The 12,506-nt window shown below is 42.4% G+C and carries 15 protein-coding genes; 4 read left to right on the top strand and 11 right to left on the bottom strand.

Going from position 1 to position 12,506, the window contains the following annotated elements; genetic code table 11:
- Positions 1-316: 316 nt before the first annotated feature.
- The 3 genes from DH10bf12_RS08660 to DH10bf12_RS08650 all read right to left on the bottom strand — a co-directional run bounded on the left by DH10bf12_RS08660 (position 317) and on the right by DH10bf12_RS08650 (position 3,963).
- On the bottom strand, positions 317-1,042 hold the full coding sequence (locus DH10bf12_RS08660) for a hypothetical protein (protein ID WP_471738092.1): 726 nt from the start codon (positions 1,040-1,042) through the stop codon (positions 317-319).
- On the bottom strand, positions 1,017-1,565 hold the full coding sequence (locus DH10bf12_RS08655; protein ID WP_471738091.1) for a sigma-70 family RNA polymerase sigma factor: 549 nt from the start codon (positions 1,563-1,565) through the stop codon (positions 1,017-1,019). Before DH10bf12_RS08655 ends, DH10bf12_RS08660 begins: the two co-directional genes overlap by 26 nt.
- Before the next feature lie 400 nt (positions 1,566-1,965).
- Positions 1,966-3,963, bottom strand: a complete 1,998-nt coding sequence (locus DH10bf12_RS08650) for a penicillin-binding transpeptidase domain-containing protein (protein ID WP_471738090.1) — start codon at positions 3,961-3,963, stop codon at positions 1,966-1,968.
- Between the two features lie 355 nt (positions 3,964-4,318).
- Here DH10bf12_RS08650 and DH10bf12_RS08645 point away from each other — a divergent pair, with 355 nt between their 5' ends.
- Together DH10bf12_RS08645 and DH10bf12_RS08640 are read left to right on the top strand one after the other, a co-directional pair.
- Positions 4,319-4,837 (top strand): DinB family protein, encoded by a 519-nt coding sequence (locus tag DH10bf12_RS08645; protein WP_471738089.1) that lies wholly within the window; start codon positions 4,319-4,321, stop codon positions 4,835-4,837.
- A 24-nt stretch (positions 4,838-4,861) separates the two neighbouring features.
- On the top strand, positions 4,862-5,068 hold the full coding sequence (locus tag DH10bf12_RS08640) for a hypothetical protein (protein ID WP_471738088.1): 207 nt from the start codon (positions 4,862-4,864) through the stop codon (positions 5,066-5,068).
- 6 nt (positions 5,069-5,074) lie between these two features.
- Here the strand turns inward: DH10bf12_RS08640 and DH10bf12_RS08635 are convergent, their stop codons facing one another.
- Together DH10bf12_RS08635 and DH10bf12_RS08630 are read right to left on the bottom strand one after the other, a co-directional pair.
- Positions 5,075-5,527 (bottom strand): hypothetical protein, encoded by a 453-nt coding sequence (locus DH10bf12_RS08635; RefSeq protein ID WP_471738087.1) that lies wholly within the window; start codon positions 5,525-5,527, stop codon positions 5,075-5,077.
- A gap of 17 nt (positions 5,528-5,544) precedes the next feature.
- Complete coding sequence (locus tag DH10bf12_RS08630) at positions 5,545-5,787, bottom strand: hypothetical protein (RefSeq protein ID WP_471738086.1); 243 nt, start codon at positions 5,785-5,787, stop codon at positions 5,545-5,547.
- Positions 5,788-5,932: 145 nt separating this feature from the next.
- On the opposite strand from DH10bf12_RS08630, the gene DH10bf12_RS08625 reads away from it, so the two are divergent.
- Positions 5,933-6,109 carry a hypothetical protein gene (locus DH10bf12_RS08625; RefSeq protein ID WP_471738085.1) on the top strand — a complete coding sequence of 59 codons (177 nt, stop codon included), beginning with the start codon at positions 5,933-5,935 and terminating at the stop codon, positions 6,107-6,109.
- A gap of 93 nt (positions 6,110-6,202) precedes the next feature.
- On the opposite strand, the gene DH10bf12_RS08620 is transcribed toward DH10bf12_RS08625, so the two are convergent.
- Positions 6,203-7,708 carry a S41 family peptidase gene (locus DH10bf12_RS08620; RefSeq protein WP_471738084.1) on the bottom strand — a complete coding sequence of 502 codons (1,506 nt, stop codon included), beginning with the start codon at positions 7,706-7,708 and terminating at the stop codon, positions 6,203-6,205.
- 163 nt (positions 7,709-7,871) lie between these two features.
- Here DH10bf12_RS08620 and DH10bf12_RS08615 point away from each other — a divergent pair, with 163 nt between their 5' ends.
- Complete coding sequence (locus DH10bf12_RS08615; protein WP_471738083.1) at positions 7,872-8,669, top strand: LysM peptidoglycan-binding domain-containing protein; 798 nt, start codon at positions 7,872-7,874, stop codon at positions 8,667-8,669.
- Between the two features lie 47 nt (positions 8,670-8,716).
- Here DH10bf12_RS08615 and DH10bf12_RS08610 read toward each other — a convergent pair whose 3' ends face one another.
- From DH10bf12_RS08610 to DH10bf12_RS08590, 5 genes are all read right to left on the bottom strand, one after another.
- Positions 8,717-9,019: a hypothetical protein gene (locus DH10bf12_RS08610; protein WP_471738082.1), complete on the bottom strand. Its 303-nt coding sequence runs from the start codon at positions 9,017-9,019 to the stop codon at positions 8,717-8,719.
- Positions 9,020-9,171: 152 nt separating this feature from the next.
- Positions 9,172-9,633 carry a hydrogenase maturation protease gene (locus tag DH10bf12_RS08605; RefSeq protein WP_471738081.1) on the bottom strand — a complete coding sequence of 154 codons (462 nt, stop codon included), beginning with the start codon at positions 9,631-9,633 and terminating at the stop codon, positions 9,172-9,174.
- On the bottom strand, positions 9,633-11,039 hold the full coding sequence (locus DH10bf12_RS08600; protein ID WP_471738080.1) for a nickel-dependent hydrogenase large subunit: 1,407 nt from the start codon (positions 11,037-11,039) through the stop codon (positions 9,633-9,635). Before DH10bf12_RS08600 ends, DH10bf12_RS08605 begins: the two co-directional genes overlap by 1 nt.
- The gene (locus DH10bf12_RS08595; RefSeq protein WP_471738079.1) at positions 11,032-11,937 is read right to left on the bottom strand and encodes a hydrogenase small subunit; all 906 of its coding nucleotides are present in this window, start codon (positions 11,935-11,937) and stop codon (positions 11,032-11,034) included. The genes DH10bf12_RS08600 and DH10bf12_RS08595 overlap by 8 nt, the downstream gene beginning before the upstream one ends.
- Positions 11,937-12,455, bottom strand: coding sequence for a cytochrome b5 domain-containing protein (locus DH10bf12_RS08590; RefSeq protein WP_471738078.1), 519 nt, complete (start codon positions 12,453-12,455; stop codon positions 11,937-11,939). Before DH10bf12_RS08590 ends, DH10bf12_RS08595 begins: the two co-directional genes overlap by 1 nt.
- Positions 12,456-12,506: the final 51 nt, after the last annotated feature.

Raw genomic sequence — 12,506 nt, 5'->3', positions numbered from 1 at the left:
AGTTAGCCTCCGTGTTTTTTTGTTCCAAGGTAGACCCGGGTCGGCGGATGAATCCTCAAAAAGGTGATGGAATGAATCTGATTGCTGATCAAATCCAACTGATTGATGATGGAATTCCCGATCATAAATCTATTACTAATTAAATCTGTGCAAATGCTGATCGAATAATCAAATTGCCGATAGATATATCACAAAAGGTGTCTCAATCTCTAACTCAGCAAAAACCGGCAGTCTTCTAGCAACCACCGGTTCGTGCTAATGAGCGGGCCACTCTGTTAAAGGTTTTACTAAAGTAGCTATATTTCTTTAATCCCTTTCACCATCTTTCATATACTTTTGCAGGCAGTCCCGGACTCTCTACAATCTCCACGCTGCCATCGATAAGATTCACTTTAAGCGCATCATATTCGAAAATCTCAGAAGTTCCCCCATCCATCATTGCTCCATCGCTAACGGTTGCCATTGGAATAAATGTGACAGACGTTGCAAGTAAGCTTAAATCATGAAGTGTAGCTGTCCAGTAGATATCTTCTGGCGTTCCTTCTCCATAACCAGTCCCACTATTGTAAGGAACATCATAATGATTGTTCAGATTATCAATAGCAAACAGCTCTGCTTCAATACCCATTTCTTTTTGATAGAATTCAGGATCCACAATTTGCTGATAAGTAATATCAACTTGATTACCCGCTACAGATACTTCTGTAAAATGAATCTCAACAAACTGCTCACTAATTCTTTCATCTAAAGGATAGACGGCCTTTTCAGGTCTGCTGAACTCTCCCGATCCTGTCGTGAAACCCGACTCTACGAAGGGTAAGTATGAAACCATCTGTTGACCGACAGGTGTTGTAACCATTAGTGTACTTCCGATCCCAAGCACTACTACCGCAGCAGAAAGCGGCTTTACATAAGCTTTAATTGTCGGCTTTTTTATCTTTGTATGATTAAATACCGACTGATCAATGATACGATCCAAACGATCTTCAGGTAATGGAATTGATTCCATCGCAGTTTTAATTGAATCTCTTTCCAGTGTCATCTTCATACACTCCTTTCAACTGGGCTTTCAGATGTGATAGTCCTCTGTGAATATTGGTCTTAACAGTTCCGAGCGGACAGTTCAGCACATTAGCAATATCCTGTACTGACAAATCCCTATAAAACCGTAGTATCAGCACAGTCTTATATTTATCAGGCAACGCTTCAAGTGCCTCCTTCACATCCAGACCGTGAACAATTTCATTTGAAAAGTCCTTCCCACCTGACTGTCTAATCAGTTCAGAAAGCTGGATCAGCTTTTTTCCTTTTCGTTTCAGTGATAATGCTTCATTGATACAGATTCTGGTCAGCCAGGTAGAGAAGTATTCCGGCCGCTTCAATTGGTGAATAGACTCAATACATTTCAAAACAGTCTGCTGAAATACCTCAACTGCTTCATCTTCATTTCTTACATATGTATAAGCCATCCTGTAAAGCTTTGGCTTTTCAATATGCAGTAATTCCTGAAGCGCATAACGGTCACCGTCAATTGCGCGCTTTACTGTTTCAAGATTATGCTCCAACAGGATCAACTCCTTTGACTATTAGAGTCAGAAGAAATAGAAAACGTTTCAAAAAACAAATCCGGGTCTCCCTTTTTTGTATGTAGTTGGGATTCTGGTGGGGTGCAGGGCGGGGACGTCTGCGGGCGAATTCTCGAAAAGGTGATGAAATAAATCCGATTGCTGACCGAATCATGCTCATTGGTATTGGAATTCTCCTCCGCCAAACCACTGCTGATTGAATCTTTCCGATTGCTGACCGAATCATTATATTGCCGATAGATATATTGCAAAAGGTGTCTTAATTACAAACCAAATCTAGGTTTCCACCGTCACAGCCGCTAAAAATACTGATCCGGTTTACTTTATACTATATTTCTCCCACAAAAAAAGAGGCGCAAAAACCGCGCCTCTCAATAACTTATTGATTCAAAAACACCTCAGTCACAAGCTCAGAAACGTAGGTGCTTCCTCCCTTATCTTCCACGCTTTCGATCATCATCGCCATCACAAATCTTGGATCGTTTTGGTCGTAAGCGACAAAGAATCCATTTTCTTTTCCGGACTCTTCTCCGGCAAGTTTCAGTTCAGCTGTTCCGGTTTTACCTGCGATACTGACTTCATCAATATTTGCCGGCTGAGCGAAGCCTTCAGTAACAACTTCGCGCAGATCCGTTCTTAAAAGTGTAGCATTTTCTTCAGATAAAAGTCCCTCTTTCCAGACTTCAGGCTCTTCTTCCTCAAGCAGGAGCGGCTTCATGATTGTGCCGTTTGTGATCACCACTTCATACATGGAAGCAAGATGCAGGATATTGGTCAGCATTTCACCCTGTCCGTAAGAAGTATCTACAAGCTGCCCCTCTGAACCAATTGTACCGTCATTTGAAATCTGTGAATCTGTCATTGGATAGGTAAACGGCATTTCTTCTTCATAGCCATAAGATTCAAGTCCTTCAACTAGCGTTTCTGCACCCATGTCGAGTGCCACCATTGCAAAATAAATGTTGTCAGAATAAACAAGGCCTTTGTTCAGGTCTACTGGATTTTCTGTTTCATATACACGTGTTACTTGAAAGTCACCCCAGCCGTCTTTACTCCAGGTCAACCCATCATTAATCGTGAATCCTTCATTCGGATCAACCGTTCCTGCTTCTACTCCGATTGCAGCAGTAATCGTCTTTTGTGTTGACCCTGGTGCAAATGCTGCTGAAAAGCGGTTCAGTAAAGGCTGGTCTGGATTTTCTTCCAATTCAGCACGGCGTTCGCTACTGATACCAAGGGACAATTCTGTTGGATCAAATCCAGGTGAACTTGCAAGCACAAGTGTTTCTCCTGTCCCCGGATCCACTGCAGCAGCAGTTCCCGGCTGACCATCCATTGCTTCAAATGCCGTGCGCTGGAGTTCAGCGTCAATGGTGAGTGTCATACTTTCTCCATCTTCCGGTGCATTTTCTGTCACCGTAATGACTTCCTCACCTTTTTCAATTGCGATAATTCCGCCCGCTTTTGGCCGCAGACGATCATTTAACAATTGCTCCAGACCTCTTTGGCCATACAAATCAGTCGATGTATAACCATCGCCTTCAGCTTCCTCGAGCTGTTCAGCGCTGATTGGGGCGATATAGCCTGTCAGGTGAGACACGGCTTCACCATATGGATATTCCCTCATATCGACTGTCTGATAATCGACACCTTCAAGGTTATTCAGTCCATTTAACACTTCTTCCTGCGAACGCGGTAAATCCTGAATAGGTACAAACAAACCATCACTCACCCAACCCTGATCCAGCGCGCTGTCAATTTCTTCGGTGGTGATCGATAAGGCTTCCGCAAGTTCGCTTTTAGATTCATCTGACACATCACCTGCAATCACGCCTAACCGGTAGCCTGTGCCATTAATCGCCAGAGGATTGCCATTGCGGTCAAACAGCTCACCGCGCACACCCTTGGTGGATGAAATTTGAATCTGATCATCCGGTTCAAGATCAGGCAGAATAAATGAACGTTCCCAATCCACATACCAGTTCATTTCTTCCTCGCGTTCCTCATTGATCAGCGTTACATTTTTGCTGTAAGAAACCGGTCCGGCAAACGTGTCGAATGCCACACTGATTCCGATCTCAGCAGGCTCCTCTTCTGGCCATTCTTTATCCTCAGGAACTTCTACCATTGAAACATCCAGGTTCGATATCTCGATATCACCATAGACTTTTGACCAGTAGTCAATCATTTCTTCTTCAGTAAAAGTTTCTTTCGACTCGGTTGTTGAGTATTCCTCAAACATCACATCAAAGTCCTGCTCGTTCCAGTGCGATACATATTCACCAAGACGTTCTTCCGGTGTAACCGGTTCTTCCTGACAACCTGTTAAAAAGACAGCCGTTAGCATAACTGTAAGTCCTGCCAGTTTTGTTTTCATCAAAGACCCCCAAGTTTATTCATTATGTATATGGTATCAGAAGTTTCCAAAAGTAACCATTTATCCGGATATCGAATGAAGACACACAGGAAATTTGACACCTATATATATGCTTCCCTATTGACGACACAATCTACCTTTTCGATTCAAAATTTTTCACATTTATGAATGTACGTTTTAATGTATTGTATAAAAAAAGACGATCCAATCAATCAGGATCGTCTTTTTGACACTTCTTCTCTCGCAATGTGTATCTGTTTTAATTATAGCATTTTCCCTCTAAATCTATCAGTATTGTTCTCCATTTTTTTACTGTTATCATTAGATATATACGATGCTTTAAAGGGGGATGTTCATGAATTTTACGATTAAGCAAAAAGAAGGCTTTGATGGAAAGATCGGTGAGCTGGTTGCAATGCTTGATTATTCAAGAGCAGTGTTGCTCGAAGATATAAAAAATCTGAGTCAGGATGATCTTGATTTCATCGCTTATGATGGCGCAAACTCAATAGGTGCGTTACTTATGCATATTGCTTCAGTAGATTTTGTTTACCAAGTGATTTCACATGAAAACAGAGATTTGAATGAAGAAGAACTTTTAAAATGGAAAACTGCATTACTACTCGGACCTGAAGCAAACCGCGAGATCAGAAATCAGCCACTTGAGTATTACTTGAACACCCTGCAGGAAACCAGGGAAAAAACCTATTTCATTTTAAACTCAAAAAATGAAGAATGGTTGTTTAGAGAGGGGACGTGGGATAACGGCGTAGCTCATAATAACTACTGGTTCTGGTATCATGTGATGGAGGATGAGATCAATCACCGCGGGCAGATCAGGGTGATTAAGAAAATGCTTTTACATAAGAATTAATTACGAGTTTGGCAGAAGAGAGTGATGGTGTCATTGAAAATTTTAAAAGTACTTTATATCCTGCTGACCGGCAGTATCGTTTCATATTATCATAGTTTTATACCCAAAGATGGGCTTGTTAACGGGATTCTATACTTCTCAACAGCTATCCCGATAGCGATTGTTTATTATTTGATTTACAGATGGGTTTTTAACCGTTTTGATAGAGATGTTAGAACAGAAGAAGATTAAAACTCATTAGCCTTCGTAAACCGTAATCACCGGATCATATTCACTAATCACCCTGAAAAATTCATTGATCGTAGAATATAAATGGGTTTCTGCACGCGGAATGGCATCTGCAAGTGTGATACTGCGCTTGTAGATTTCAAGTTCCGGGGCATGGTAGGTTTTCATGAAATAAGGGATTGTATGATTATGATCAGCTGGAATTTGTACATCCAGATCATATCTCAGGTCCATTCTGCCATCATGTGTATCATACTCGAAATGCCATACTGCATAGTCAGCAGCGCATCCCTGATCATACACAATCCGGATCGTGTGTCCCTTAAAGTCGCTAATCAGGATTTCGAGGAAATTCGGATCTACTTTGATTGATTTCAGGAAAAGATAACTCGGATTCTTTCCCTCTAAATGTTCAATTCCCTCAGGCTGCCAGGTGACAGTCTTTGATTTTTGCACAGACATTTATTCCCCCTTTCTGATCAGTTCCCCACACTAATACTGATCATTTGAATAAAAACCGCTACTGCCCCAATAAACATAATAACGCCGGGTACTTTTCCTTTTTCCTTCGGCCACTCTTTTAGCCCAATCAGCAAAAACAGGCTGCTGAGTGATAACCCTAAAAATAAAGTCGAAAAATGGCTAGGTTCATTATTAAAGCTGTAAGATGCAGCGATCATCACGAGTATCGCTGCGACCGTGATAAATCCTCTGAGTAGCATCAAAAAACTCCTTCATCTGATATTTAATCAGTCTATCATACAATTGAAAGATCGTAACCAAAAGTGGGAATTTTAAGGATAAGTGAAACCCCACCCGTTTTCACACGTAATAATAGTAGACTTATTTTTCAAAGGAGGATGATGGATGAGTAAAGTAACATTGTTGCTTATAGGATTGTTAGCTTTTAACATAATCAGATATTCAAGCTACCTGATTCAGGGCTCGGATTCTTTTTACTATATGATCATGCTTGGCTTAAATATAGTGGGAGCGATCATTGCAGCAGGTTATACATATACAAGAAGCAGGAGAGTTACTTAAGTATTTCACTCAAAAATGAACGCCCCGGCAATCGAGGCGTTCATTTTTGATCGGTGCTATTTACCTTTTCAACGCTAATACGCTTCAAAACCCTTACTCTTCATCTGCCAATCTACTCTCCGCCCACTTAACCGTACGCTCCATCACCCCATCACCTGCGAGCCATACGTCCGGCTCCAATCCAACGGCTTCTCTTCCATAAGAATAAGGACTCATAATCAGCATGGACGGCATACCAATCACAATCCCAGAATGCGGTAGGAAGATCATTGATCCCATATCACTTGTAAAAACGCCTGCTGAAGGTCCGCCAATGAGAACCGTATTGTCATATTCCATTAGTCCTTCAACCATAATTTCACCGGCTGATGCTGTGTTTTCATTCATCAGTACATAGAGTGGCGTGTCAAGAGATGGTTCTTCTGAAATTTCGACACCTGTACCTGCCCATTCCGTACCAAATGTCTCCACCCTTGAAGTCGGACTCAAGTCCGTAAGACTTGCATCATATTCTCCATAAACGGCCTGTGGCAGGTGATCGTAGAACGTTTCCGAATCCAGACCGGTCTCTTCTAACGTTTCTCTTGTATGAGATAATAGCGCATGAACAGTATTCGTCTCGAGAAAAACGAATTCCGAATGTGAGGGTGGGGAGCCTGTCAGATCATGAATAAATTTGTTTACTAAATAAAGATTCCCCCCCATGTTATTTCTTAAGTCTAAAATGGCTGCAGGTGCTTCTTTAATTAAATCAACTGTATCCAGCATATCAGCATAAGTATATTGGTCATCTTCATATACCATCATTGTCCGGATTGTAATAACCGGAATGCCTCCATCTGTGTCACTCACTTCAAACGGCTTCATTCCACCTGGATTCGTAAACAGCTTTTGCGGCTTTGCTGTATGGATATCCTCCTCTGTTTCAACCTCCCACTGTTCAGCTTCACCCCCTGACAATGAAACAGCCCGGTAAATCAATTCACCGTTTTCATCAAGTGACGGCTTTAAAATGTCCCGCGGCGATTCATCATTAATCAGCGTAACTTCTTCATCATTAAAAAAGTATGCTTCATTTTCTTTCGTGAAAGTCCATTCCTCAACTCCATACTGCACAACCTCTTTTTCATAAGCATTCTGTCCATTAATCCAGAAATGCTGGTCTTTTATAAACGAAAAGCTCTCTATCAATTGATCTGCATATTCCTCTCCGTCAACTTCTGGTTCCGAAGAGCTGATCCACTGCATCATTTCATCTGCTGCAGACAGAAATGCTTCATCTCCTCCATAAAATTCATACGGACCATACCCATAGCGCATCGCACTCAAAAAAGTCTTCAGATCATTTTCCATATCTTCATGGGTCAGCTGATCTGCCAATTCACGCTCCTCAGTCAGTGATTTTAGCGTATCTGCATCGAGTTCAGGAATAACTGTATCCTGATAGTTATGCAGGTAATCAGCAGCTCCAGGAGGTGCTTCAAAATCCCTATTGACCACAAGCTCCTCAGTCTGTTCCTCCATTAATGTCTGGTCCGCCTCTTCACATGCTGTAAGTAATATGACAGACACCAGACCAATTCTAATGATTTTCTTCATCCCATCCCCATCCTTTCATATTTCAATTACGTGGAAATGTTTTGAAAAGTTTCATTTCTTTTGTTAAATGGTGACCATTTCATTCCTTCTGCGAATCATGATTCAAAAGTAAGATGAATACCTTAAATAGAATATGGACCTAACCTATTAAGGAGTGAATGATATGCCGATCGTCAGTGGCACGCATTTCGTCTATACTGTTCAGCCTGGTGATACACTATTTTCAATTGCACGAAGATTTGGAAGCAGCGTGGTTGAAATCGAAACTGCCAATGCGTTATACCCGCCATTTACAGATCCCGGCCTGATTTTCCCGGGGCAGGTGCTGCTCGTAACAAGAGCTGGTACGAATCAGACGAACCAGGTCATTGCGCCTGGTGATAATCTTTACCGCCTTGCCCAGCGTTACTCAACGACTGTCGATTTACTTTTTGGCATCAACCCGCAGCTGGCCGATCCCGGGCTCATATACGTGAATGATAGATTGCTCATTCCTGCATTTGTCTATCAGGTGGAATCAGGTGATACGCTCAACAAAATTGCTGCTCGGTTCGGGATTCCGCTCTCTGACATACTAAAAGCAAATGAACAGCGGCCAGGCTTCTCACCTGATGTGATCTTTCAGGGTTACCGCTTCCTGATCCCGCTTCCTTCATCAACTAATATCGTCGTCTTCAGTCCACTCCCGGGAACAAAAATCAGCCGGGGCACAACGCTCTCCGGCTTCGCCCGCGCATTTGAAGGCGCAATTTTATATAAAATCGCAGATGCAAATGGAACAATCGTAACCAATGAAGCGCCGATCCAGGCCTCTGAAGGCGGTCCTGCATTCGGTGCATACTCTATCCCGATCAAATTTGACCGTAACCCTACAGCTCAGACAGGAGAACTATGGGTATATGCAAGAAGCGCAAAAGACGGGAGTGTCATTGATTTGGTAAAGGTAAGAGTCTTGTTTTAACAGAACAGGAGCGCAGTAAAGGGTCAGACCCCATCCTTCGCTCCTTCTCAATCAACATGCTCTATTCCTTTTTCTGTGTACGATTCTAAAAGGACTTCGCCGTTGCTTCTATAGTAATAATAGGTTTTTTCATCATCTTTCAGCCTGATTCCGACCATCCAGTTTTTTTCACCCGGGAGATTGGCAATGAAAGGTTCACTGACAATGATCTGATCTTCTGAAATGTTCTTTTCAGTGATTAAATATTCGATGACACTTTTCTCAACACTTGCCTGAACTGCTTTCATAAAACCGAACCCTGTGGCTGAAAGTAAAATCAGTAATAATAAGATGACTAATGCTTTTCTCATCACTTGTGCTCCTTAAACTTATTTACATTTCACCGTAAACTTACCAGAAAGGCTGTTCTATTAATAAGAATATATTAACAATTATGATCACACAGACCACATTCATTGAGGCGGTTTATAAGCATAAAAAAACTGAAGAATAAGGTCTGATCCTATCCTTCAGTTTCAACCTTCAGCATGTTAATTTTCTTTTCAACTTCAGCTTTTATCTGCTCCCATTTTTCATCCAGCACTTTACTCAGTCCGATTTGAAAATGGATAGCAAATGGTTCTATTGCAATCAGATAACCCTTTATTTCATCTTTTTGCTGATACAGCGCGTTAAAGAGATGAATATTGTGTGGTGAGATGTCCAGACTTTGCTGCTGCCGCAGTTCTTCAAGTGGAAGTATACTCACGTCACCTGCTTTTTTATGATTGAAAGCTGCATCGACAATGATGACTGTATCTGCTCCATGAATTTGTTCCAGACAGTAATCCACATCAGATTCTCCAATCAAATATTGAACCTGGTCATCATGATGATCTTCCGCCAGTGCTTCCACAAGATATATTCCGATCCCGTCATCCATCATCAGCCGGTTTCCAATACCTAAAACAATTACTTTTTTCATCAAAACACCTTAATTGTTTTGACTGGATTTCCTGTGCTGTATACATGAGTCGCACAAGACATGCAGGGGTCAAATGACCGGAGAATCCGCCCGATTTCTGCAGGTTTGTCCGGATTTTGAATAGGCGTACCGATGAGTGCCTCCTCAGCAACCCCTCTGTATCCCTGATCATCCTTTGTAGAAAAATCCCATGTTGAAGGCGTAATAATTTGATAGAAGGATAATTTTTTGTCTTTGATTTTCAGCCAGTGTCCAAGGGCTCCTCTTGTTGTATCTACAAGCCCTCTCCCCTCAGCACTTTCGGGAACTTCATACTTTCTCTGCACATCAATATCAGGCTCAATTTGAGAAAGCAGTGTCTTCATGATTTCTGTTATTTTTTTCGCTTCAAGTGCACGTGCAATGGTCCGGTCCATTGCGGAAACCTTGTTGTGATAATTTTCGCTCAATATCAATCTCGCAAGCGGTCCTACTTCAAAGGGCAAACCATTATATCTTGGGGCTTTTACCCAGGAATAGGCTTTCTGTTTGTTTTGATCAGGAACCGGCATCAGTGAATTGGGGTCATAAGTGTCTGCCGGAGCCTGAAACCAGGAGTAATCAATCTTCTCCTGAATTTTACTTTCATCAAATTTCTCTAACGTGTTCATTGAATAAACGAGCGGGTCAACATACAATGTTCCCAGGTCTTTGTAATGATTAAAAGCTCCATAAGAGAGTAAATTTCCGTAACCCCCTCCTATTTGAAAATACTCCGGATAGTAATGAGCAATTTCATATACATCTGGAATCATTTTGTCATCAATAAATTTAATGATGCCATCGAGTAGCGCATCAAGTGTAACAACTTTTTCTGCAGTAGCCTGTGTTGTGACTCCGCCAATAAATACGCCATGATTATGAGGCGCCTTCCCGCCTAATACGGCAAGCATCTGATGAGCTGACCGGCTGATCGGAAGAGAATCAAAATAATGCCTGGCGATCCGGTCATTGACCTTTTTCGGCAGACGGAAGTCTTCGTGGCCTGACTCTAAAAGTGTGTTCTGTTCCATTTTTACAAAGTCGGGTACTGTATACTGATAAAAATGGCGGATATGATTTTGAAGATACTCACAGCAGTGAATGATATCCCTCAAGTATCTTCCCTGTTCAACAGGGGTGATATTTAACGCATCCTCTAATGCAACAGAAGACGCCATCGAGTGAGCAGCTGAACAGATCCCACATATACGCTGCGTAAAATAAACAGCATCAAAAGGTTTTCTCCCGACCATCATTTGTTCAAACCCACGAAATAAGTTCCCCTTTGTCTTCGCATCAACCACCCGGTTATTTTCAACCGTTACGTCTATTTCCATAAACCCACTGATTCTTGTTAACGGATTGATGATGATCTTTCTATTCATCCTGTACAATCCTTGTTGTGTCATAGCTCACAAAAGGCTCCATTGCATCCGGAAAACCGAATGACGCACAACCGATACAGGGAGTCGATGCTCCGACCGGCCAGTTTACATGACCGTTCCATTGGCGGGTGGGACAATCTACTCTCGTAACCGGTCCACGGCATCCGAGCTTGAACAGACACGTTTTGTCACCAAGCTTTTCAGCAAAAATTCCCCTGTCAAAAAACGGGCGGCGTGGACAACGGTCATGAATCAATGTACTGTAAAACATCAGCGGACGGTTCAGATTATCAGTCTCAGGCTCTCCATACAGCAAAATGTGCGCTAAGGTGCCTAAAAACCAGTCCGGATTAACAGGGCAGCCCGTTAATTTGATGATATTTTTGTCAGGCAGAACCGTTTGCAGACCGACTGACTCTGAAGGGTTAGGTTTGGCGGCTGATACGCCTCCATGTGTGGCGCAAGCCCCTACAGCCAGAATATGGGATGCTTTCTCTCCTAACATCTGAGCTGCCTGCAGTCCTGTAAAAGGCTCACCTTTCCATCGGCCGATCACATTATATAACCCGTTATTTTTTAGCGCGACGGCACCTTCTACCGCCAGAATGTAATCTTCATCAAGCACTTCCATCAGCTGCTCAATTGCTTGTTCACCTTCAGCAGTCATCAAGCTGTTGCTGTACCGGAGATTAACCATTGAATTCAGGGTATATTCGAAATCCGGATTCTGCCCATTTAATAAAGAAATAATATTACCCGAGCAACCGTTAAGTTCAAGGTAGACGAGATTTCTCTTTTTAATGAGTCCCTGCCTGATCTGTTCATTCAACTGATTTTTTAACCTTGAAGCAATCGCCTCGTTTGTCAGAGATTCGGGCGGTAATATATATCTCTCCATTAGATAAGCCTCCCTGCCACTGGTAATGTTGCTAAAATCGACTCCTGTCCTGCATGACAGCTTGCAAATGCACCACTATGGTCTTTTCCTGCTGTTAATGCGAAATGCGTCGCTGCCGCCCAGGCACGATTATTCGTTACATCATACACAACGCCGTTAACCGCTACATAGGCAGGTCTGCCGTTTTTTCCATCAAAAGTGGAAAGTTCCTCCACTGTGAAGTCACGGTTAGCCTGCTGATAGAATTGAAGCGGAGGCGTCGGTGTAATGGGTGGAATCGCAGAGTGTCCTAAAAATATGGAGGCCGGCATCTGACCCTGAACTTGCTGGACATGGTGATGCTGAGCCAACTGATCCCCTATCGACTGAATCGAAAATAATGTTTCTCTTAACCGCTGCAGCGTCAGCTCAGCAGTCATATAAGGATTTCGTGCTTCAGAAAAGTTGTAAAGATCCCGCTGTGCCAAAACAACCAGGTGCTTTATCTGCAACCTGAGCAACTCCGGAGTGTTATGCATGTTATCCTCCTCAAGTAAGCAATTCTCCTTAACCTATGAATTAGTCTTTGC

Source organism: Jeotgalibacillus sp. 10bf12, from assembly GCF_055597105.1.
This window is presented reverse-complemented; position numbering and strand designations above follow the sequence as displayed.